Raw genomic sequence first — 23,864 nt, forward strand, 5'->3', positions numbered from 1 at the left:
GACCGTTTAGGCGGAACAGAAAAACTTGCCCTTTGAGTGGTAGTTAAGGACGGAATCAGTAGTGAAGAGTAAAAGAGAAAGCTCAGAACCTATTGCTATAATAGGTATGGCCTGTGTGTTTCCTGAAGCACCTGATCTTAAAACGTTTTGGCAGAATATTATTCAGTGTGTAGATGCTGTTGGTGAGCCGCAAGCAGCATGGGAAGCCGAGCGTTATTTGGAATCGGGTCGTATCAATACTCCTTATGGTGGTTACTTAAATGATCTGTTCCGTTTTGACCCTCGTGAGTTTGGCATAATGCCAAACTCGGTGGATGGCGGAGAGCCTGACCAATTTCTAGCGTTACGTGTTGCTCGTGATGCGCTGCTTGATGCTGGCTATTTAGATGATGGATATGATCATACTAATACCGGCATTATTCTAGGTCATAGTACTTATCTTCATAGAGGTCAGGGTAACCATGTACAGCACCATATAGTGCTGGATCAGACCATGGAGATCCTTGCTGCGGTTTCACCCTCTTTATCGGATGATAAGCTCGCTCAAATACGCAAACTACTGACAGATAAACTACCTCAATCTAATGCAGATATAGCTGCTGGCTTAGTACCTAATGTTATGACGGGGCGTATTGCGAACCGTCTTAATTTGAAAGGTCCAAACTATATTCTTGATGCTGCGTGTTCATCCTCTTTGCTTGCGGTTGGTGCTGCGATGGATGAACTGCGTAATCATCGCAGTAATTTAATGTTAGCAGGGGGTGTAAATGCGTCACTGCCTGCTGAAGTATCGGTCATTTTTACCCAGCTTGGTGCTTTAAGTGAGCGAGGTAAAGTACGTCCATTCTCTAAAGGCAGCGATGGAACATTATTAGGTGAAGGTTTAGGTACGGTTGTGCTTAAACGATTATCTGATGCTGAAGCTGACGGTGATAAGATTTATGCGGTGATCCGCGGAATCGGCCAAGCGAGTGATGGTCGTGGGCATGGTTTATTAGCGCCAAGCTCTGAGGGTGAAGCCTTAGCTATTCAACGTGCTTATGAGGATAGTGGTGTTGATCCATCGACTATTGGGTTGATCGAAGCTCATGGTACAGGTATCCCACTGGGTGATCAGACCGAAGTTTCTGCTTTAGGATCGGTACTTGGTGAGCGACAAGGACAGCTAGGGAATGTGGCTTTAGGCTCTGTGAAGTCAATGATAAGTCATTGTATTCCAGCTGCTGGTATAGCGGGTTTAATAAAAACGTCACTGGCGTTGCACCATAAAGTATTACCGCCAACTTTATGTGATGAAGTTAATCCAGATTTAGCAATTGAAAAAACACCGCTTTATGTTAACACCGCTTTACGGCCTTGGTTTACATCAAAAGATGTGCCACGTCGTGCGGGTGTTAACTCTTTTGGTTTTGGTGGTATCAATACCCATGCGATTTTAGAAGAAGCTCCCTCCCAAGCTAAAAAACCGTTGTATTACAGTAATCGTCCAGCAGAGCTTTTTGTACTTTCGGCAGATTCTAAAACTGCATTAGCCGATAAAATTCGCCAACTACAACCATTGGCTGAAGCTGGAAATTACAGTATCGCTGAGATCGCGGCTGAAGTGTGCCGTCAAGATAAAGCTGAAGAGCAACGCATAGCGTTTGTTGTAAAAGATCATGGGGATTTGGCGAAGAAGTTAGCACAGTCGCTTAAAAAATTAGAAGCAGATAAAAAAGGCCGTTGGTCTACACGTAATGGCGTTGCTTTTAGTGATGAGCCTCTGCCGGGTAAATTAGCGTTTATCTTCCCTGGAGAAGGGTCGCAATATCTTAGTATGCTTGAAGAGTTGTCTTTAAACTTCCCTGAAGTGCGTGGTTGGTTTGATTTTTGGCGAGGTTTGTATGGTGATGATCAGCAGGGTAGCAGTCGAACTGATTTAGTTTTTCCGCCAGAAATAGAGTTAACACCAGAGATTAAAAAGTCTTTAGAACTACGTTTACATGATATGGATATAGGCTCTGAAGCCGTATTTGTTGGTAGTCAGGCAATGAACGGCTTATTAAAAGCCTTTGGCGTTGAGCCGGATGCGATGTTAGGTCATAGCACAGGTGAATCGTCTGCATTAGTGGCCTCAGGAGCTATTGATAATACAGATTTGGATCAGTTAGCTAAGTTTATTCGTGAACTGAATTTAGTTTATCAGCAGGTATTAGAGAGTGGTGGTATTCATACCGGCGCCCTACTGACCGTTGGTGCTTTAGATCCTGCTGTTATTGATCAGCATATTGCTGAACTTTCATCCACTGTGTATGTGGCAATGGATAATTGCGCTAATCAGAAAGTTCTCTTTGGTGATAAAGAGGCGATCGCTAGTCTGCAAAAATCCTTAAGCGAGGCGGGTGGTATTTGTGTGCCATTGCCTTTTGACCGTGGCTATCACACACCTTTGTTCTCTGCTGTGACAACGGCTTTCCAGAAGTACTACGCGGATGTAGGTGTTAAAAAGCCTCAGCTGCCACTTTATTCCTGTGCCTCTGCGGGGCTTTTCCCAGCTAAGCAAGCGGACGTTGTTGACTTGGCTGCAAGTCAGTGGTCAAAAACAGTTCGTTTTGCCGATACCATCACAGCTATGCACGACGATGGCATTCAATACTTTATTGAAGTTGGGCCTTCAGGCAATCTTACTGCGTTTGTAAATGAGATCTTGTCGGATAAAGAGTACTTATCCATCGCAAGTAATATCCGTAAAAAGAGCAGCGTAGAACAATTTTTGATATTACTTGGTCAGTTATATGTCAATCAGAAAACGGTAGATATAGGACGATTGTTTGCCGGTAGAGCTCTAGACTCGGTTGATTTGAGTAGTTCTGCACCCCGTCGAGTTTCGGGTATGTTGCTTGATAATACGATGCCCGTATTACATTTAACGGATGATGATCGAACAGTATTGCAAGCAATGGCTCCGATTCATACAGATGCCGCACCGGTAATAAAAAATGAGCCAATTCAAGCACAACCTGAGCCTACTGACTCAGAAGGGATTGCGCTTTATGCTGAGGTCGAACAGCATGAAGCCGTGAGTGATGGAGTCATGGCTGACTATTTTGATTTGATGCGCGGATTTTTGTCACAGCAAGAAACTTTATTCTCATCGACAGCTCTTGCTGAATCTCAGGTGGAGGGGGCAAATGAATATACTGAAGCAGCCCCTTTTCCGTTTCTGAGTGAAATCCTTGAGCGTACGGAACAGTCTTTACGCGCCCGTTGTGATTTGAATGTATATCAAGATAGATTTTTACAAGATCACATCTTATCAGGTACGGTCTCAGAACAAGATTCAGAACGTGTGGGCTTGTCTTGCGTACCTATGATGGTTAGCTTGGAAATTATGGCTGAAGCCGTTGCTGCACTGGCCGGTAATGTTTCGATAACCACTATTGAAAATGTTAAGTCATATGATTGGATTGCTCTGGATGATATGTCTATTGAACTGGATGTATCTGCGAAAGCTCTAGAAGGATATAGCGGACGCTTTAGTGCAGCTATCCACAGTAAGGGGGCGCTAATTGTTGAAGCTGAACTTACGTTAGCGGCAGCAATGACTCAGTCTCGTCTACCTGATTTGGAAGCTGTGAATGCGTATCGCTGGGGTAATGATGAACTCTACAGTACAGGTATGTTCCATGGTCCCATTTTCCAAAGTATGCGTGGCATTGATGGTTGGAACGAGCAAGGGATTGATGCGGTACTTAGTGATGTTAGCTTGCAAGGCTTTTTTACTGAGGGGGAGCGTGCCAATTTAGTTCTCAACCCTGTTTTATTGGATGCTTTAGGTCAGTTGGCCGCTTATTGGATTGCACAGCAAGTAGGTACTGATTTTAATAGCTTCCCTTCATCTATAGAAAAAATTGAGTTCCCTGTTACCTGCCCAGAAGGATTGCCTGAATTACGATTACGTGGGCGTCAGCATCCAGTGGACCCGAAAGCGAGCTCTGTTGAGAGTCCTCGTGCTTGGCAGTTTGAGTGTGTTGATGCAGCAGGGCAAGTTTTGTTAAGTGCTCGTAACTTAGTGAACATTTTTTTCCCAGTCCCGAACCGTTTTTATAATGTTAGACGGGATCCTTTGAATGGGTGGTTAGGATCGGGATCCGTTATCTCTGATACGAATGTGCTTCTATGGCATCTCCCTCATTTTGATGAAGCTTTCTGCGCTCAGTCCGGTGGTGTCTTCATGCGGATATTGGCTCATATATTACTGAGTTATGATGAGCTGAATGAGTGGCGCGCATTGACTGGAAATGTTCGATATAAACGTCAATGGCTGTTGGGTCGTGGGGCTTTGAAAGAGGTCGTGCGGTACTGGGTTTACCAGCAAACGTCAACGCTATTATATCCTGCTGATATTGATGTTGTACACGATGCACTAGGTGCGCCTTATGTGACAGGTTGGTGGGTTGATAGTTTGATTCCTGCTCCAGCAGTATCGTTGAGTCATGATAATCAGCAGAGTGTTGCTGCGGTTTCAGCAGAGTACCCATCCATTGGTCTAGATATAGAACAGCAAGTTAGTAATAAAGATTATGACTTTTTGCTTGCTGTGTTATCTCCGGCAGAAAAGGCCGTATTGGAACAGTTTCCAGAACAGACTAAACATGATTATTTACTTCGCACTTGGTGCGCTAAAGAAGCGGCTGCTAAATGTTTGCGTGTAGGTCTACAAGGCCAGCCTGAACTGTTTGAAGTTTCCTTCTTAGATCAATCTTTAGCGCAGGCACATGTTCGCTATCAGGGGCATAGGGTAGAGATTAAGTTATTAAATAATAACGACCTCATTACGGCACTGGCTATTTAAGGCGTATGGGTAGAATGGTGGTTTTATTGAGTAGTATGGAGATCGGCAATGCCTGCAGTTGAGGTAAATGGCACTAAGATAAATTACCTGCAATTAGATAGTGATGCAGGACCTGATGCAGAGCATCTGGTGATGGTGCACGGTCTCGCCACAAATATGGCTTTTTGGTATATCCGTCATGCGCCAGAATTTGCAAAGCGGTATAAGGTGACTTTATTCGATTTGCGGGGGCATGGTCGTTCTCGCGTGACCGAAAACGGTTATACACCAGCCAATATGGCGACAGATATGCTGGGGCTGCTCGATCATTTGGAGATCCCTAAAGCGCATGTTATTGCACATAGTTTTGGTGGTGTAGTTGCGTTAAATTTTGCTTGTAGTGCACCAGAAAGAGTTGAGAGCTTGATGTTAATTGACTCGCATATCAGCGCAATTCGTAAACTCGAGAAAGTTGAGGGCTGGGATTACGGTGATAAATTACAAGTGCTTCTACATGATCAAGGTATAGATATTAATGTTAGGGAACCCTATTTTGGCTATCGTCTTTTAGCTGAAGTCGCTCTATTGCAAGAACAAAAGGTTGATATATCACCTGAACTGAAAGAGATTGTTACACCTATTGTAGGTAACTACGGTAATCGTACCGCTAAATTGTGGTTGAAATTACTTAATACGACAGCAGCAGAGAAAGAGTTGATGGGGGATGATGGTTTAGCACTGGATATGCTAAAGCAACTTAAATTTCCTATTTTGGCCGTGTACGGCGAGTATTCTCAATCGATGCTGACGGGTAGGCATTTACTTGAAGTATGGCCTCATGCTGATTTCAGGAAAATGTTGCGCGCAGGGCATTTTTTTCCAACTACACGCCCTGAAGAGCTTATATCGACGTGTGAACAATTTTGGCATGGTGCTATGGTGTCGGGTGTTAGTACTCGGGATGGGGATAAAAAGCGTCATTTCCGTAGTGAACGGTTTTCGCAGCGGGATGATGGTTGGTATTTTTCTACAAGGGATGGTGAAGAGGGGCCTTTTGAAACAGTTGAAGAAGCTCAAGATATGTTGTCTTTTTATATTACCCAAGCAAAAGACAGCAAGGTGGCTCAAGCGTGAGTGCTAACCGGTTGGGAATCCATAAAGGTCATAATGCGACCGATTTTAAATTGATTGCCAAGGGCGGCTTTGGAGATGGTGTAAACGCCTATGCTCATTCTATGGCATGGTTTAATGGTTATTTATATGTGGCGACTACACGGGGTAACTTCCCACTAATGAAGGCTCGTCTGCCAATTGGTTTAAACCCTTGGCCGGTTGAGTGCCCTGAAAACCCATTTGACCTTGATCTTCATGCCGAAATTTGGCGCTTTGATCCTAGAGAAGAGAGCTGGGAGCGCGTATTTAAAGCGCCCAGTATTATTGGTAGTCATGGTAAACCTATCCCGCGCGAATTAGGTTATCGAGGCATGTTGGTTTATCGACCAGAAAATGGTGATGATCCTGTTTTATTGGTTAGTACATGGTCTCCAGCTAAAGGACCAGGTCCTCTTATCTTAATGTCTCGTGATGGTCGAACATTTGAACCCTCTTGTGAGCCTGGTTTGATCGGGCTACCTGTGACGACAATCAGAACCATGGCGCAGTTTAAGGGGCGTTTATACACAACACCCGCGGGTTCTCGTGGTGGTAACCCTAACGTATCAGCCCACTCTATTGTGTATGAAAGTAAAGATCCAACAAAGGGAGGCTGGGAGCCTGTTAGTGATTTTGGTTTTGGCGATCCAGGCAATAAAACTGTTTTTGAAATGGCCGCTTTTGGCGATCATCTATATGTGGGGACCTTCAATTTAGAAGGATTTCAAATTTGGCGTACAGATGCTGAAGGTGAAGCTCCCTATCATTGGGAACGAGTGATTGAGAAGGGCGCTTATCGTGGCGCCTTTAATCAGAGCGTATTGAGCATGTACCCTTTCAAAGGGGCGCTGTATGTAGGTGGTGCGATTCAAGGTGGTGGTATTGATAGGCAAAATAAAATAGGCCCAGCGCCACCAGAGCTTATTCGTATTTTCCCCGACGGTGATTGGGATCTACTTGTGGGTGAAGCAAGGGATACACCGGATGGTTTTAAGGCACCTTTGTCAGGTTATTTACCCGGCTTTGATAACTTTTTTAATGGTTACTTTTGGCGCATGTGTGAACATGATGGCTGGTTATATGTCTCCACGTTTGATTGGAGCACCATCATTGGATACGCACAGCAGAGTACCTGGCCCGAAGCGTTTAAAAATATTGTGGGTGAGTTGGGTGCACAATTTGTAATGGACAATCATGGCGGTTGTGACTTGTATCGCAGCTATGATGGTGAGAACTGGGTACCTGTTACAACCAGTGGAATGGGTAACCCATACAATATTGGTATGCGTACTATGGCGTCTACGCCTTATGGTTTTTTTATCGGTACTGCTAACCCATTTGGTCCAAAAGTAATACCAATCGGTGGGGATCGTTATATCCCTAACCCCAGAGGCGGCTGTGAAGTCTTTTTCGCGCCTGATGTTTAACAGTTTTTCGTTTGTATAGCATTAGCTAAATTAAACGAACATTAGAATACTATGGATGGAGAAGACCACAGTGAGTAATGAGGCCCAGAAAGTTGCGCTACCTGCATTTTTAAAGAAGAGGCTGCATGCATTTCGTATTGGGCAGGGCGCGGAGCAGTCATATTTGATTAAAGATCCTCAGGAGGATCAAGTTCATCAGTTGGAAACATGGCAGTTTTTCCTGCTTGAAGTGCTTCCAGGCTGCGAAGATATGCCAAAGCTTAAAGGTGTGTTTGAAGATCGCTTTGGTCATGCTATTACGGATGAGCAGATTGAAGAGTTATTCACGTTAATTGCCGATAAAAGCTTATTTGGCATTACGGCGCTCTCTAATCCGATTCTTAAAGCGTTTCAGAAAAAACGTGCTGCTGAAGGCAAAGGACGCGCAGCGCCAAATGCTAAGGCTGAAGCTGCCGCACCGGTTGAAGACGCTAAAGTTAAAGAGCCTTTGCCTCCAGGTATTGAGGATGTTATTGGGCTTGATACGTCCATTAAACAGGCTGGCTTGAAGCTGTTTAATCCTAAGAAACTAATTAAATTAACAAGCCCTATAGTTAAGCCTATTAGTTATTTGATGTATGCGATACCGCTGATGCTTATCGCTGCTCTATTTCTTTTAGGTCGCTATTTTTCTGTAATGGAAGAAGATATTACCCTTCTATTATCAGGGGTGAGCATTATTGAGCATGCGTTGTTCAGTATGTTAACCGTTAACTTATCGGTTACATTCCTTATTATGTATGTGGCCCATTCGTTTAGGGCCAGCGTTAATGGATTAGGTATTGTTTTTTATCTAGGATTTTTCCCTAGATTTTGCCCTTTCATTGGTAATTTAGATCAGCTATCCCGTCGTGAGCGGATGTGGCTGCATGCAGCGCCACTCATCTTTAGATTAGGCTTGTTTAGTACAGCGATTCTCATGTGGTTTAACACACGTGATATGGACGGGGTGATTGCTCCGTTCTCTCTTGTGGTGGCTGTAGCGAGTGCTCTATCGTTCCTGATAACAGTTAACCCATTAGTCAAAAGTAGTGGTTATCACCTAGTTGCTACTATTTTAGATGAACCTCAGCTACGTAAGAAAGCTTACGGTGCGCTGATGAACAAGCTGAAAGGGGATAGATACAAAGAAGCCAACGGTCGTTTGTTAGCCGCATATGCATTAGCTTCAACTGTTTTCATGATTGTTCTTTTTGGATTAATTTTACTGCTATTAGGCAAGTTCTTGAAAATCCATCTAGGTGGTGCGGGTGTTATTCTGACATTCTTTGTCGCTGCAATTTTTGCGTATCGAATGTTCGTTAGTTTTGCTCGTATTAATCAATCTTATGATCGTGCATCTCAGTTCAAAAAATGGCGCGACCGTACGTTGGTTTCAAAAGAGACTGAGGAACAGGGATCAGAGGCTGCCCCTAAAAAAGGAAGCTATGTTCGTCGTGCTCTTTTAATCATACTTGTGGGTGGTCTATTTTTGCCTTATGCCTATGAACCCGGTGGTTCGTTTGTCTTGCTGCCAAACCAGCAGCAGGAGATTACCTCTGATCTATCAGGGCTGGTTGATTGGGTTAAATATGATGGCGGCGAAGAACTTAAAAAAGGTGAAGCGATTGCTGCTTTATGGCAGGGTGATTACAGCGCTAAAGTAAAAGTCTATGAAGCTTTAATGAAAGAGCAGCAAGCGGTTATTGATGAGCTTAAATCTAGGCCGAGAAAGGAAGATGTAATACTGGCTGAACGTGCACTTGAGACTGAAGAAACGCGTACGCAATTTAGTTTGTCTAAGTTGAATCGTTTAGAAAAACTCTACAAGTCACGTACTGTTTCTTATGAAGAGTTAGATGATGCTCGCCGTGAGTACCGTATTGATCTTGCTCAAGTAGCAGAGAGTAAAGCTGATCTTGAAGTGACTAAGTTGGGTGCGACGCCAGATCAGATCGCTGCTGCGCAAGCGAAGCTTGAAGGTTATGAAGAAGAGTATAAGTACTATAGCGAGAAGGTGAAATTATCAACCTTACATATGCCATTTGATGGTCGCTTAGTCTCTATGCACTTAGGACAGAAAGTAGGCAGTTACCTTGCGCCAGGTGAGCCATTCGCGATCGCAGAAAATACATCAAAGGTACTCGCAGAGATAGAGATCCCTGAAGCGGATATTCCTTATGTTAAAAAAGGAGCGTCAGTCAGGGTTCGTCCGCAAGCGTATCACTCAGCCGATTTTATAGGCACAGTGTTATCGATTGATTCCAATGTGACGGAAGAGCGTTACGGACGTGTTATCAAAGTAATCACTATTTTAGATAACGGTGACCAGCGTTTGAAAACAGGCATGACGGGCTATGCAAAAATTGAAAGTGAAACTTTACCTGTATGGGAAGTGCTTTCAATGGCAATAGTGCGTTTTGTGGAAGTCGAAGTGTGGTCATGGTTGCCTTAATTTGTTAATGCTTTATTAGCCTGATGTGAGATTTGTTGTGGTCAGGTCGGGCTGATAAAGATACGAATTAAAGTGTATTTTCTTGAAATATTGAAAATCAGATAGTGATATATGGCAGCTCCACTGTTCTTATTAGCACCACCGAGATCGTATACATCACTGATCAACGCAATGATTGGTCAGCACCCCGAAGCATTCGGTTTGCCAGAATTGAATTTGTTCAATGTTCAGCAGACTAAGGATCTTTGGCGAAATGTATCTGATGATATCGGAGACGATAACAACCGCAGACAAGGCTTGCTTCGTGCTGTAGCAGAGATATATGCCGGCGAGCAAACCCGTGACGCAGTTGTTATGGCCCAGCACTGGGCATCCGCCCGTGAAAACATGATGACGGGTGACGTGTTTGTTGAGCTTGTGAATAAAATCGACCCATTGATCGCCGTGGAAAAAAGCCCCGCTTATACGATCTCTGTTGATCGTATGAAGCGTATTTATGAGGCATTTCCTGATGCTAAGTTTATCCACTTAGTAAGGCATCCAATACCGCAAAGTAAATCGGTTATGGGATTGAATGATGGAATTTTTGCACTGTTTGTTAATGCGATTGATTTTCAGGCGGACAAAGCCATTCTTGATCCACAGATTGCATGGCATGATATTAATATCAATATTTTGAATTTTTTGGATATTGTGCCTGCTGAAAATCAAATGCGTATTCGTGGTGAATTGATAATGGAGAATCCCCGCGAAGAGTTAGCAGGCATTTGCCGTTGGCTAGGTATACGTGATGATGAAGAGGCGGTGGATGATATGATGCATCCAGAAGCTTCTCCGTTTGCCTGTTTTGGCCCAGTTAATGCCTTGTTTGGAAATGACCCTAATTTCCTTCGTGGTTCTAAGTTTCGTCCACATAAACCAAGACTTCCAGCAATGGATGCGGAGTTGCCTTGGCGAGATGATGGTGTGAGATTACGACCTGAAGTTGTAGCGCTTGCTAGAGAGTTTGGATACGAATGAGTATGAACATAATTGAGGTACTTCTGTGAGCCAGGATAGCGAAAAGAATAAACCGGGAAGCAGAAAAGGTATTGGCCAAGTTACGACCGAGCCGAAAAGTATCAAATCTGAACCGCCAGAACTAACGCCTCAGCAACAGGCGTTACGCCAAGCGGTTATTACTGAATTCAGATCTAAAAAAATTAAAGCATTTGTTGCGAAACAAGTGAAGCATATCAATGCGAATCGACAAGTCGCTGATGGTATCCGGTTTCTGTTTGATGAAAATGGTTTGCCTCCTGCGAATGCGCCCTTAGAGGATATTATTTCAGAGCGTAAAAAAATAGAGTCTGAAATTCGTTGGTTCGAGGCGATGGCAAACGAGATGCGAGGTCGTTTAGTGCAGATCAAAGAGATTGAAGAACTTGCGTTAGAGATGATTGAAAATCCGCCGGTCGATGAATAGGTAAGTTAATGAACATAGCTAAGTATCTTAAAAAACGGTTATTTTGGGCTATGTTTCCAGTTGCCTTTTCAACGCTGTTGTTTGCAAGTAATGAAGAGGTTGAGCATCAAATCCTTATAAGTGGTGATGAGCGTACGGCCTTAATTCACTTTCCTTTGATGCATGACACTGACAAGTTACCTGCTCTGATTGTGTTACACGGTGGATTAGGCAATGCTGAACATGTTCAAGACACAACAGGCTTAGATGCTTTAGGGGAAACCGAAGGGTTTTTAACGGTATACCCTAATGGTACAGGTTTACGCTTTTTTAAAAATCGTAGAACTTGGAATGCAGGGCGTTGTTGCGGACCCGCGGCTAAAAAGGCTGTAGATGATGTCGGCTTTCTAAGTCAATTGATTGATGATCTTGTATCGGATTATCAGGCGGACCCTAAAAAGATTTATATAACAGGTTTTTCGAATGGAGCCATGATGGCATACCGCTTAGCCTGTGAAATACCTGAAAAAATAGCAGCTATTGTGCCTGTTTCAGGCACTTTAGCTGTGGATAATTGCCAATCTGCTACAGCGGTACCTGTGCTGCATATACATGGTGAAACGGATGATAATGTTCCCGTTCTAGGGGGGGAAGGTTCACGTAGTGTTGCCGGTGTTAAACACCGATCAGTACAAGATTCACTCAATATTATGATGAGGGAACGTAACTGTGGCACCGCTCAGAAAGAGCAGTTTGCTAATTATGAAAGGGTAAGTTATGACTGCACTAAAGGTGCAAACGTACAGCTCATAATGATTAAGAACAGCGGGCATGTTTGGCCTGAAAAGATTCAAGCTAATCGAACTGTTTGGAGTTTCGTTAGCCAGTTTGTAAAGAAATAAGGGGATGGAGATTAAGCTTCGGCGGGAACTCCAATTAAATTTTTAAAATCACAGGTCAATGGATGTGATAGCTTCTAAACGAAAAATTCAGTATACAGCCGGTTTACGAAAAGTATCCCAAAAGGCAACACTTGTGGCTTGTTTGCTTAGCTTAGCGGGGTGTTCTTCTGTTGAAATTTTTCAGCCACCCGAGGTTGAAATTAAGCAGAGCTGGCGAGTGGATTATGAATCATCCGTAGAGCTTGCAAATACGGCATGGTGGGAATCGTTCAATGACCCTGTATTGAATAGCCTTATTGAAACCGCTCTTCAGAATAATAATGACCTGATGTTAGCTGCTGCACGAATTGATGAAGTTGCAGGCCGGTATAAAATTCAGCGCTCTAATCTTTACCCTCAAATTGGTTATGGTGCGAATGCGGGTGGATCTCAGCGTAGTTATGAGCAGCCTTTATCATTTCCTAATTTGGGCGAACGAACCAATGAAGAGTATAGCGTTGGATTGAATATTGGTTGGGAATTAGATCTTTGGGGGCGTTTGGCTCAAGCAAACGAAGCCGCTAGGGCAGATCTCATGGCTGCAGAAGAGAATCGGCAGGCTGTAATTATGTCGTTGGTGTCTGCGGTTGCTGTGGAATACATAGAGTTACTTAATATAGATAAAAAGTTACATATAGCTAAATTAACTTTGGAAGAGCGAAGAGATTCGGTTGATCTGTTTGAAAAGAAATTTAAAGGTGGGCAGATATCTGAATTAGAACTGGCTCAGGTTCGTTCTGCCTATCAGCAGGCGGCCTCACAAATACCTGTCATTGAGCTGGATGCGCTCTTACAAGAAAATAGATTGTCTTTATTGTTGGGTAAAAATCCAGGTCCAATTGAGCGTAGTGCAAACATAGAGTCTTTAACTATGTTGCAGCTGCCCTCAGGTTTGCCTTCGGATCTTCTTGTGCGAAGGCCTGATATTCGTCAAGCAGTACAGAAGCTAGCATCTGCTAATGCTAAGGTTAATATAGCTGAAACAGCATATTTACCTAGTATTTCTTTGACGGGCTTACTTGGGTATGCAAGTGATAATATCTCCAATCTGTTTGATGGCTCTGCTGGGTTATGGGAAGCCGCGCTCGGTGCTGCAGGCCCCATTTTCACAGGTGGTCGAATTGAAGGTAATGAACAGCAGGCTGAAGCGATTAGGCAGCAGTTGATTTTTGAGTATAAAGATACTGTTCAACGAGCCCTTAAAGAAGTTGATGATGGCTTAGTTACTCTAGAAAAATTAAGAGTTTTGCAGAAGATTCAAGAGCGGCATGTCGTTGTATTAGAGGACTATGTTGAATATGCAATCAGTAGACATGATGCAGGCTACTCCCGTTATATGGAAGTACTGGATGCGCAACGTAATTTGTATGCTACTCAGATTAATCTAGCTACAACAGAGAAAAGTATTTTTACCACCTTGGTTGATATATACAAAGCAATGGGCGGTGGTTGGGTCCAGTTAGCTGATGAAAAATATGCTAAGCCTCTTATTCAGATAGAGCCGGCAAAACCATCAGCTGTAGTAGATGAATCATAACTATTCGTTAAAAATTTAAATTGTAATCCGGTCATGGAATATTGAAGGTTTTTCAGATGCCTATAGAACAAACGGAAGTCCAAGCTAAGATTATGCAGGTTTTAGACACCATCACTGAAGAGTGGGATGACGACCTGGATGAAGAAGTAACGTTAACATCTAAGCTAGTTGAAGATGTTGGCTTTGCCTCCATAGACTTTGTACAGTTTGCAGTGGCAATTGAATCTGAATTTAAACAAAAACTGGGTTTCCAGGCTTTGTTAATGCAGGATGGCGCCTACGTAGATGATCTAAGTTTGCAGCAAGTTGTTGATTTTGTTTTTGCTCGCCTTAATGCTGATCCTGTTGCGGAAGCACCAGTACCAAACGCAGCGCCAAAAGAGAGTAATGTTCAGCGTATTGAATCTGTTGAGGATCCAGTCACTGCTGAAATGGTCGAAGAGTTTCGTAAAATTATTCGTCCTTGCGCGCCTCACAGCGTACCGAGTAAGAAGAATAAGCCGGCTGTTTTTATTCTCTCTCCTCCACGTTCTGGTTCAACACTGTTGCGTATAATGTTAGCGGGCTGCCCTGAACTGTTTGTGCCGCCAGAGTTACATCTGTTGTCATATGTAGATATGAAAGAGCGTTTGGCTGCATTGGATGATGAGCATAACCGTCACCTCCTGGAAGGCACTATCCGTGCGCTTATGCAGTTGAAAAACTGGTCAGGTGAGGAAGCACGAAAATTTTCCAAAGCCTGTGAAGAAAATGGCATGAGCTGTCAGGCATTTTATAATATTTTACAAATTGCAGCGGGTGACCGTTTATTAGTTGATAAAACACCCACCTATGCAGTGAATTTAGATATTCTTAAAAATGCAGAAAACGATTTTGAGAATGCTAAGTATATCCACTTACAGCGTCACCCTTGTGGCACTATTCGTTCATACGAAGAGTCAAAGTTGACGCGCATGATGCCGTTGATGAAAGATAGTGAGTTTTCTAGCCGCGCCTTGGCGGAGATGACGTGGCTCACTTGTCATCAAAACACATTGAAATTTGCTGAACAGGTGCCTTCAGATCGAATCCTTGCGGTTCAATATGAAAACTTAGTCAAGCAGCCTGAAGTTGAGATGCGTCGGGTTTGTGAATTTTTGGGCGTGGAGTTCAACCCAGAGATGCTAAATCCTTATAAAGATCAGGATCAGCGTATGACGGATGGGGTGGATGTAGCATCTAAAATGAGTGGCGATCTTAAATTCCATCTACATCAGAATATTGATCCAACAGCTGCAGATCGTTGGCGTCAGTTTTATTCTGAAGAAATTTTAGGTGATGTGACTAAAGACGTTGCTAAGCGTTGTGGTTACGATATCTAATTTTTGAAACGCGGCTTTACAAAACGGAGGTTGTGTTTCACGCCTCCGTTTTTTTATATCTAAACGGTTTTAAACCGAATGTAGATGTTAGACGTTTACTTAGTCTGCGGAATATTTCTTCTCGTCTATGGATCTCAGCTATGGGGTGGGTTTAGAAAAGTATGATAGGATCACAACCTGATATTATTATGCTATTCCGGTATGCGCAGGGCACATTTTCGGTAAAAACATCAAGAATGGAACGGACATTTTATGTTACTAATGATCGATAACTACGACTCTTTTACCTACAACGTAGTGCAGTACTTCGGTGAGCTGGGTGCAGATGTCCAAGTCTATCGTAATGATGAAATTACGGTGGAGGAGATTGAAGCATTGACCCCTGACCATCTTGTGATCTCACCAGGTCCTTGTACACCGAATGAAGCAGGTGTGTCGGTTGCTGCCATTAACTACTTTAAAGGCAAGTTACCTATTTTGGGTATTTGTTTAGGGCATCAAAGTATTGGTCAAGCGTTTGGCGGTAGCATAGTGCGCGCTAAGCAAGTGATGCATGGAAAAACTTCACCTGTTTATCATAATGATAATGGTGTATTTGCAGGATTAAATAACCCAGTCGAGGTGACTCGTTATCATTCCTTGGTTATTGATCAAAAAACATTGCCAGATTGTTTAGAAGTAACCTCATGGACCCAAGATGAAGAAGGTCATTTGGATGAAATTATGGGTGTTCGTCATAAAGAGTTTGATATTGAAGGCGTACAATTTCACCCAGAATCAATTTTGACCGATCAGGGTCATGACTTATTGGCTAACTTTTTAAAACGAACTAAATAACTGGTGCTATTAAGGATACTTCTATGGATATAAAACAAGCACTGGCTGTAACTGTTGAGCGCCAGAATCTATTAGAATCAGAAATGCAGTCAGTGATGAAGCAGATCATGACAGGCAATGCGACAGATGCACAAATTGGTGGTTTATTGATCGCGCTGCGAATGAAAGGCGAAAGTGTTGCTGAGATTATTGGCGCAGCCAATGTAATGCGTGAATTAATGGTCCCTGTTTCTATATCAATGCCCAATGCTGTAGATATTGTTGGAACCGGTGGTGACAGTGCCAACCTTTTTAATGTTTCAAGTGCCTGTTCTTTTGTTGTGGCAGCTGCTGGTGGAACTGTAGCTAAACACGGTAACCGTTCGGTTTCTTCTAATACAGGCTCTGCTGATCTATTAGAAACGGCAGGTATTAATTTAGAGCTAAATCCAGAGCAGATTGCACAGTGTATTGAGCAGATTGGACTTGGTTTTATGTTTGCCCCGCAGCACCACACCGCGATGAAATATGCAGTTGGGCCTCGTAAAGAGATGGGATTGCGCACGTTGTTTAACATCGTGGGGCCACTCACAAATCCCGCGGGCGTAAAACATTATTTGCTCGGTGTATTTGATAAAACGTTATGTAAACCGATGGTTGAGGCGTTGAAATCTTTAGGTGCTGTACACGCCATGGTTGTTCATGCCGCGGAAGGTTTAGATGAAATTAGCTTGGCAGGTGACACTTTTGTCGCTGAGCTGAAAGATGGTGAAATTTCAGAATATATAATTACAGCGGAAGATGCAGGTTTAAATATCCAATCCCTTGATGGCCTGCAAGTGGCTAATTCGACGGAAAGCTTAGCATTAATTCAATCTGCCTTTAGTGGTCAGAATGAGAAAGCCATTGATATGATCTCCCTTAATGCAGGTGCAGCACTCTACGTTGCGGAACAGGCGCCAGATCTTAAAGCGGGCGTTGCTATGGCTAAGCAGGCTATTTTAAATGGTGGTGCTGCTGCTAAAGTTAAAGAGTTGGCCGATTTTAGCCAAGCATTTAAGGGATAACTGATGTCTGATACTCCAACAGTTTTAAAGAAAATTCTGGCTCGTAAAGTCGAAGAGGTGGCGGAGCGCCAGCCTAAGGTTTCCATTAGCGATTTGCAAAGTAAAATTGCGGATCAAAAAGGTTCTGACTTTGATCCTCGAGGTTTTGCCGACAGTATGGCAAAGAGTATTGCTGCTGGTCGTTCAGCGGTTATTGCGGAAGCTAAAAAACATAGTCCCTCTAAAGGTCTGTTACGTGATCCTTTCGTGCCATCGGAGATTGCCGCGTCTTATGAAATTGGCGGAGCGAGTTGTTTATCCGTCTTAACAGATAAAGACTATTTTCATGGTTGTGAAGACTATTTAATGCAAGCTAGAGCTGCGTGTTCATTGCCTGTTATCCGTAAGGATTTCATTGTAGATCCATACCAAGTTTATGAAGCAAGAGCTATAGGCGCCGATTGTATTTTATTGATTGCGGCTGCATTGAACGATCAACAGATAGCTGATCTCAATGGGTTGGCGCATGAATTAGGTATGGATGTCCTTATTGAGGTTCATGGTGAAGAGGAGTTGCACAGAGTATTGCCTTTAAATACTCGATTGATTGGTATCAATAATCGTAATTTGCATACTTTTGAAGTGACGTTGAATAATACCTATGATCTTTTAGATGCTATTCCTGATGATAGAATCGTCGTTACTGAAAGTGGTATTCATTGCATTGACGATGTACACGCCATGCGTGAGCATAATGTACATGCTTTTCTCGTGGGGGAGGCATTTATGCGTGCTGAAAACCCAGGTCAAAAGCTTAAAGAATTGTTTGTATAAGGTAGCGGCTGAATGAGTATGAGCGCCAAGGTTAAGTGGGATGGTGATGTACGTTTTAAAGGTACAACGGGTTCCGGTTTTGATGTAATGATTGATGGTGAGCTTCAGCAAGGACCTCGCCCTATGGAATTGATTCTATTGGGGTTAGGTGGTTGTACTAGCTATGATGTTGTTGGCATATTGAAGAAAACACGCCAAGACGTTATTGATTGTGTGGCTGAAATTGAGGCAGAAAGGGCTGAAACGGTTCCCTCTGTATTTACCAAGATTCATGTTAAATTTGTGGTGAGTGGACGTGGCCTCAATGCTAAAAAAGTAGAGCGTGCCGTAAGTTTGTCCGCTGAACAGTACTGCTCAGCTTCTATTATGCTGGAAAAGGGTGGGGTTGAGATAACCCACAGTTTTGAAATTGTTGAAGTAACAGAGTGATGAACGGTTTTGTTGCATGATGGATAACGGGCGCTTCCAAAGGTGCTCGTTTTTTTGTTTAAAGCTGGAGTAAAATTAAATATAAGATATAGTGTACGGCAATTAGTTACTGCTTACTTATTGATTTTATTGTGTGTTTTTTCAGTATTTTGTGGGTTTTATGATAGAGATTAAAGAATAAGGATGATGGAATAGATGCGCTTATCAATATCAAAAGCATTGGCACTAGGGATTGTTGCACTACAAGTGATCACTGTTTGCGTTATTTTAGCCTCCTCATACTTAAGCACTGAACAAGTTCTAATCGGACATGCCCAGCAACTGATGAGAAACCTCTCTCGAGAAGTGATTGATCGATCAGAAGAGTTTTTAGCCCCTGCCCGTTCAGCGGTTAGCTTGACTGGGCGTCTGGCTCATCATCAGGTTGTTAGTTCTGAAAAGCCAGATGAAATGGAGCAATATTTCTTTGATCAGTTGATTTTACACCCCCATATCGCTGGTATTTACTATGGTAATTTAGAGGGTGGTTTCCATTTTGTTCGTCGTTCTACAGGTGAGGCTGCATACCAGATTAAGAGGGTGCTGGAAGGCCCTCAAGGGCGTTTAGTTTCAAATCGCTGGTTTGGGGATGATCACCGTTTAATAAAAGAAGAGGTAGATCCTAGTGATCTTTACGACCCTCGTACCCGCCCTTGGTTTAGGAAGGCGATTGCTGAGGAGCATCAAATTTGGACAGACCCTTATCTCTTTTTTACGTCGAATACCCCTGGAATTACAGTAGCGAGTCCCGTTATTGCAAAAAGTGGCGATGTGCTCGGCGTCGTGGGTGTTGATATAGACCTTTCTTCTCTATCCGACTTTTTAGGCTTCCTAGAGTTAAGTGAGCATGCGTCGGCATTAATCTTAAATAATAATGGTGATGTGATTGCGCATCGGCGTAATGGGCAGCTTTATATAGAGGATCCTCATTCGGGTGTGAGACGGCTCATACATATAGATGAGGTAAAAAGTGATGCAGCGCGTGCAGCGGTCAAGTCGTTAGGAAAACAGCCGGGATGGTATGTTTTAAATACGGCTATGAATACAAGTTTTGAGCATGATGACAAGGTATATCAGGCAGTGTTTACACCGTTCTCGGATAATTGGCCTTGGTTGCTGGGTATCTATGTACCAGAGGATGATTTTTTAACTGAGATAAAAGAAAACCGAAAACTCAATATATTGCTAGCCTTAGCTATTACATTAGTCAGTGTCATTATAGGGGTGATGTTTGCTCGCTCGCTGTCCAGACCGATTCTATCCCTACAGAAAAGTGTTAATGCGGTAAGAAATGGTGAGTTGCAAGTTGATATAGACAAGCCCAATAGTATGTTTAGTGATATTGAGGAAACGACTACCGCTTTCTCAAATATGATTGCGTTTCTGAAAGATAACCAAGAGAAAAACCATCAATTAACGAAACAGTTGTCACAGCAAGGGCATTTTATGGAGGCTGTGTTGGCTGCCATTGATGATGGTGTGGTTGTGTGTGATGTTGATGGAAAACTGATCTATTCAAGTAGAGTCGTAATGCGCTTGAGAGGTTTGTCAGAGGATGAAAGGTTAGAACGGTTTGATGATGTACCTTTTAAGTTGTTTGCTGCTGACGGTAAAACTTTATTGTCAAAAGATGAATGGCCTATTTATAGGGCTTTAGCGGAAGAGATTATTAGCCAAGAGGAAGTAATCATTGAATCAGCTTTAGGTGTCCGCAAGCATTTATTGATTAGTGGTAAAGCTATATTTGATAAAAATGGTGAGAAATTGGGTGCTTATATCTCTATGCATCCACACAGGTAATTCGTCTGATCCGCGATCTTTTTATTCTGTTTTTAGGGTAATAAAAGGGGGCGATATTCAGTAGATTCATTTCCCTTAATCTAGTGCTTGCATAAGGCTTTCGAGGTGCGTAATATTACGCGTCCTTTGGAGAACTATTTCCAATCTCCTTGCTGCCGGTCCACATGGTGTGTTCCGGGGGCTATTAACCCGAAAGGAGCTAAAATGCGTCATTATGAAATCGTATTTCTGGTTCATCCGAATCAGAGTGAGCAGGTTTCTGCGATGGTTGAGCGTTACACCTCTCTTATTGAAGGTGCAGAAGGCACAATTCATCGTCTAGAAGATTGGGGTCGTCGTCAGTTGGCTTACCCAATCAACAATGCTCACAAAGCACACTACATCCTGATGAACATCGAATGTAATCAGGAAACACTAGACGAGCTGGAAAATCTATTCCGTTACAACGATGCAGTTCTGCGTAACATGATTATCCGTCGTAAAGAAGCGATCACTGAGATCTCTCCAATCAAAGCTGCAGAATCTCGCGAAGAGCGTAAGCCTCGTCGTGAAGAAAAACCAGCTGAAAAGCCAGCTGAAGAAGCTGCTCCGGCACCAGCACCTGCTGTTGAAGCTGAAGCATCTGAAGAAGCAGCTGAGTAATTTAATTTCTGAGGAGAGATACAATGGCTCGTTTTTTCCGCCGTCGTAAATTCTGCCGTTTTACGGCTGAAGGTGTTCAAGAGATCGATTATAAAGATCTGGACACATTAAAAGGTTATGTAACCGAAACTGGTAAGATCGTACCTAGCCGCATCACAGGTACTAAAGCTCGTTACCAGCGTCAGTTGGCAACTGCTATTAAGCGCGCACGTTTTGTTGCGTTACTGCCTTACACTGATAGTCATCAGTAAGAGGTAGGAGAGTCGCATGCGAGCCTTGGCCGAATTGGTCATGAAGGGCCGTAAACAAGCGGCTTTAGTGGCAGTTATTGCCGCCTTGCTACCACTGCTCTATTGGGCAAGTGCAGCAGTCATCGCTTTGGTTACTTTAAGACAGGGACCAAAAGATGGAGCCGGAGTTCTGGTTTGGGCTTTTTTGCCTGCCGGAGCTTGGGCATACAGTGGAGATCCGACACCACTGACGGTGATACTAGGAGTTTTTCTTCTTGCTATCGCATTAAGAACAACAACAAGCTGGCCGCAAGTGCTTATGTTAGCGCTTCCTGTTGGTGCTGTTGTTGGTTTAGCATTGGAAACAGTGTTAGACGGTCTTTTAGGTCAAGTAATAGAAGCAACAGAACAGTTTCTATTGCAGTCGGCGAGTCAATCGACCGAGAGTTTAACGCTCGATAAGGAGCGCTTAAAACTACTTATGTTAGGTGGATTGGCATCAGTGCATACAGCAACGATGTTGTTGTGTCTGATACTGGCGCGTTCGTGGCAATCAGGGTTGTATAATCCTGGGGGCTTTCAGCAGGAGTTTCATCAATTGAGACTGCCGCTGAAATATACGGGTGTGCTTGTGGCAGTGTTATTAGTTTTAGCTCAGTTCGATCTAGACTTTATGCGCTGGTTACCATTGTTATTGCTTCCTTGGATCTTTGCGGGTTTCGCATTGGTGCATGGTAGTTTGGCTAAACGTGATTTAGGCAGGTCTTGGCTGATAGTGTTTTATCTGTCAGTTATTTTTATGGGACCTTATGTGATTACGCTGCTGGTTTTTGCGGCTGCTATCGATTCTTTAGTCGATATCAGATCACGCATACCAGCCACGAACTAGACTGCATTTATTTGCAGAACAGAAGAGGTTTACGAGATGGAAGTTATTCTGCTCGAGAAAATTGGTAAGCTAGGTAACCTCGGTGACAAAGTTTCCGTAAAAAGCGGTTTCGGTCGCAACTACCTAGTACCGCAGGGCAAAGCTGTTCCTGCAACTACAGCTAACGTTGCTAAATTTGAAGAGCGTCGTGCTGAATTAGAAGCGGCTGCTGCAGAAAAATTAGCGGCTGCTACAGCGCGTGCTGAAGCACTGAACGCGCTGCAAGTTACTATCGCTTCTAAGTGTGGTGATGAAGGTAAGTTGTTCGGTTCTATCGGTACACGTGATATTGCTGATGCTATTATCGCTGCAGGCGCAGAAGTAGATAAAAGTGAAGTTCGTCTACCTGAAGGTGCTTTACGCGCTATCGGCGAATACGAAATCGCTATTCAGCTTCACGCTGAAGTAACAGCTATTGTTAACTTGGCTGTTGTTGGCGAGTAATCGTCTTTAGCTAAGTACAACTGTACTGTAATATAAAGCACTGCATGGTTAACCCTGCAGTGCTTTTTTGTTTTTAGGCCGTTGTTAAATTATGGAAATGAGTCAACTTACAGACGAAGATCTAGCAAAGATTAAAGTCCCCCCCCATTCAATGGAAGCAGAGCAATCTGTTTTGGGCGGCCTTATGCTGGATAATAACGCATGGGATACGGTTTCAGAGGTAGTGCTGGAGGATAATTTTTATCGTCAGGAGCACCGCCAGATCTATCGTACTATGCAAAAGCTGGTGAACGATGGTAATCCTATCGATGTTGTTACCCTGTCTGAAGAATTAGATCGCACTGCTGAGCTGGAAAGTGCCGGTGGTTTGGATTATCTAATTGAGCTGGCTAAAAACACACCGAGTGCTTCCAATATACGGGCTTATTCTGAAATTGTTCGGGACCGTGCATTATTACGCCAGATGATCTCGGCCGCTAATGAAATTGCTGACCAAGCTTTTCACCCTGAGGGAAGAAGCTCGGAAGAGATTCTCAATGAGGCGGAACAGAAAATTTTCCGTATCGCTGAAAATCGCCCTAATCAGGGTGGCCCTGAAAATGTAAACACTCTACTTAAAAAAGCTGTTGATCGCATAGATACACTGTTTAACAGCGATGGTGACCTTACTGGGGTGACGACTGGCTTTGATGATCTTGATGCGAAGACGGCAGGTATGCAGCCGTCAGATCTGATTATTGTAGCGGCGCGTCCATCTATGGGTAAAACCACGTTTGCTATGAACTTGGTTGAAAATGCTTTGATGGCTTCGAATAAGCCAGTATTAGTGTTTAGTCTTGAGATGCCGGCGGATCAGCTAGTGACGCGTATGTTGTCTTCATTAGGTCGAATAGATCAAACCCGTGTACGTACGGGGACCTTGGAAGAAGAGGATTGGCCTAAGCTAACAACCGCCGTCAATATGATGCGTGATAAGCCGTTGTTTATTGACGATCAGGCCGGTATCAGCCCTAATGAGATGAGAACTCGTGCACGCCGTATAGTGCGTGAACATGGGGAGCTTTCACTGATTATGATCGATTATCTGCAATTGATGCAGATGAAAACCAAGAATATAGAGAGTCGTACGCAAGAGATATCTGAGATATCCCGGTCATTAAAGGCGTTAGCCAAAGAGTTAGAGTGCCCTGTTGTGGCTCTATCCCAGCTAAACCGCTCACTTGAGCAGCGGCCCAATAAGCGTCCTGTAAACTCGGACTTACGTGAGTCAGGTGCGATAGAGCAGGATGCGGATGTCATTATGTTTATCTATCGTGATGAGGTTTATAACGAGGATTCAGAGCATAAAGGAATCGCTGAAATTATTATCGGTAAGCAACGTAATGGTCCGATTGGCACATCAAGACTAGCCTTTATTGGTAAATATACGAAGTTTGAAAATCTGGCGCCTGATGTTTATGCGCAGTATGCCGGTATGGACGACTAACATCGCCGTAATAGGTCAGTGT

19 protein-coding genes are annotated in these 23,864 nt (G+C 43.4%); all 19 read left to right on the plus strand.

Going from position 1 to position 23,864, the window contains the following annotated elements:
* Window positions 1-61 precede the first annotated feature (61 nt).
* On the plus strand, window positions 62-4,834 hold the full coding sequence (locus Q4492_RS03085; RefSeq protein ID WP_303415794.1) for a type I polyketide synthase: 4,773 nt from the start codon (window positions 62-64) through the stop codon (window positions 4,832-4,834).
* Between the two features lie 48 nt (window positions 4,835-4,882).
* Complete coding sequence (locus Q4492_RS03090; protein WP_303415795.1) at window positions 4,883-5,947, plus strand: alpha/beta fold hydrolase; 1,065 nt, start codon at window positions 4,883-4,885, stop codon at window positions 5,945-5,947.
* Entirely contained in the window at window positions 5,944-7,392 is a 1,449-nt protein-coding gene (locus Q4492_RS03095; RefSeq protein ID WP_303415796.1) for a hypothetical protein, read from the plus strand. The genes Q4492_RS03090 and Q4492_RS03095 overlap by 4 nt, the downstream gene beginning before the upstream one ends.
* 70 nt (window positions 7,393-7,462) lie before the next feature.
* Window positions 7,463-9,865, plus strand: a complete 2,403-nt coding sequence (locus tag Q4492_RS03100) for an HlyD family secretion protein (protein WP_303415797.1) — start codon at window positions 7,463-7,465, stop codon at window positions 9,863-9,865.
* Between the two features lie 111 nt (window positions 9,866-9,976).
* Entirely contained in the window at window positions 9,977-10,885 is a 909-nt protein-coding gene (locus tag Q4492_RS03105; protein ID WP_303415799.1) for a sulfotransferase, read from the plus strand.
* Window positions 10,886-10,910: 25 nt separating this feature from the next.
* Window positions 10,911-11,330, plus strand: coding sequence for a hypothetical protein (locus Q4492_RS03110; protein WP_067865308.1), 420 nt, complete (start codon window positions 10,911-10,913; stop codon window positions 11,328-11,330).
* An 8-nt stretch (window positions 11,331-11,338) separates the two neighbouring features.
* A complete protein-coding gene (locus Q4492_RS03115; RefSeq protein WP_303415801.1) occupies window positions 11,339-12,211 on the plus strand; it encodes a PHB depolymerase family esterase in 873 nt (290 codons plus the stop codon).
* A gap of 64 nt (window positions 12,212-12,275) precedes the next feature.
* On the plus strand, window positions 12,276-13,787 hold the full coding sequence (locus Q4492_RS03120) for an efflux transporter outer membrane subunit (RefSeq protein ID WP_303415802.1): 1,512 nt from the start codon (window positions 12,276-12,278) through the stop codon (window positions 13,785-13,787).
* Window positions 13,788-13,843: 56 nt separating this feature from the next.
* Window positions 13,844-15,148: a sulfotransferase gene (locus Q4492_RS03125; protein WP_303415803.1), complete on the plus strand. Its 1,305-nt coding sequence runs from the start codon at window positions 13,844-13,846 to the stop codon at window positions 15,146-15,148.
* Window positions 15,149-15,400: 252 nt separating this feature from the next.
* Window positions 15,401-15,985 carry an aminodeoxychorismate/anthranilate synthase component II gene (locus Q4492_RS03130; RefSeq protein ID WP_303415804.1) on the plus strand — a complete coding sequence of 195 codons (585 nt, stop codon included), beginning with the start codon at window positions 15,401-15,403 and terminating at the stop codon, window positions 15,983-15,985.
* A gap of 23 nt (window positions 15,986-16,008) precedes the next feature.
* Window positions 16,009-17,031 carry an anthranilate phosphoribosyltransferase gene (gene trpD / locus Q4492_RS03135; protein ID WP_303415805.1) on the plus strand — a complete coding sequence of 341 codons (1,023 nt, stop codon included), beginning with the start codon at window positions 16,009-16,011 and terminating at the stop codon, window positions 17,029-17,031.
* Window positions 17,032-17,034: 3 nt separating this feature from the next.
* Entirely contained in the window at window positions 17,035-17,844 is an 810-nt protein-coding gene (gene trpC, locus Q4492_RS03140; RefSeq protein ID WP_303415806.1) for an indole-3-glycerol phosphate synthase TrpC, read from the plus strand.
* Between the two features lie 12 nt (window positions 17,845-17,856).
* Window positions 17,857-18,273 (plus strand): OsmC family protein, encoded by a 417-nt coding sequence (locus Q4492_RS03145; protein ID WP_303415807.1) that lies wholly within the window; start codon window positions 17,857-17,859, stop codon window positions 18,271-18,273.
* Between the two features lie 195 nt (window positions 18,274-18,468).
* Window positions 18,469-20,112, plus strand: coding sequence for a cache domain-containing protein (locus Q4492_RS03150; RefSeq protein ID WP_303415808.1), 1,644 nt, complete (start codon window positions 18,469-18,471; stop codon window positions 20,110-20,112).
* Window positions 20,113-20,316: 204 nt separating this feature from the next.
* The gene (rpsF, locus tag Q4492_RS03155; protein WP_303415809.1) at window positions 20,317-20,754 is read left to right on the plus strand and encodes a 30S ribosomal protein S6; all 438 of its coding nucleotides are present in this window, start codon (window positions 20,317-20,319) and stop codon (window positions 20,752-20,754) included.
* A 23-nt stretch (window positions 20,755-20,777) separates the two neighbouring features.
* Entirely contained in the window at window positions 20,778-21,005 is a 228-nt protein-coding gene (rpsR, locus tag Q4492_RS03160; protein ID WP_067865336.1) for a 30S ribosomal protein S18, read from the plus strand.
* 16 nt (window positions 21,006-21,021) lie between these two features.
* Window positions 21,022-21,873, plus strand: a complete 852-nt coding sequence (locus Q4492_RS03165) for a hypothetical protein (protein WP_303415810.1) — start codon at window positions 21,022-21,024, stop codon at window positions 21,871-21,873.
* Window positions 21,874-21,909: 36 nt separating this feature from the next.
* On the plus strand, window positions 21,910-22,356 hold the full coding sequence (rplI, locus tag Q4492_RS03170) for a 50S ribosomal protein L9 (RefSeq protein ID WP_303415811.1): 447 nt from the start codon (window positions 21,910-21,912) through the stop codon (window positions 22,354-22,356).
* Between the two features lie 91 nt (window positions 22,357-22,447).
* Window positions 22,448-23,842, plus strand: a complete 1,395-nt coding sequence (gene dnaB / locus Q4492_RS03175; RefSeq protein WP_303415812.1) for a replicative DNA helicase — start codon at window positions 22,448-22,450, stop codon at window positions 23,840-23,842.
* Window positions 23,843-23,864: the final 22 nt, after the last annotated feature.

It is taken from the genome of Neptuniibacter sp. 1_MG-2023 (assembly GCF_030547185.1).
Classification (GTDB): Bacteria; Pseudomonadota; Gammaproteobacteria; order Pseudomonadales; family Balneatricaceae; genus Neptuniibacter.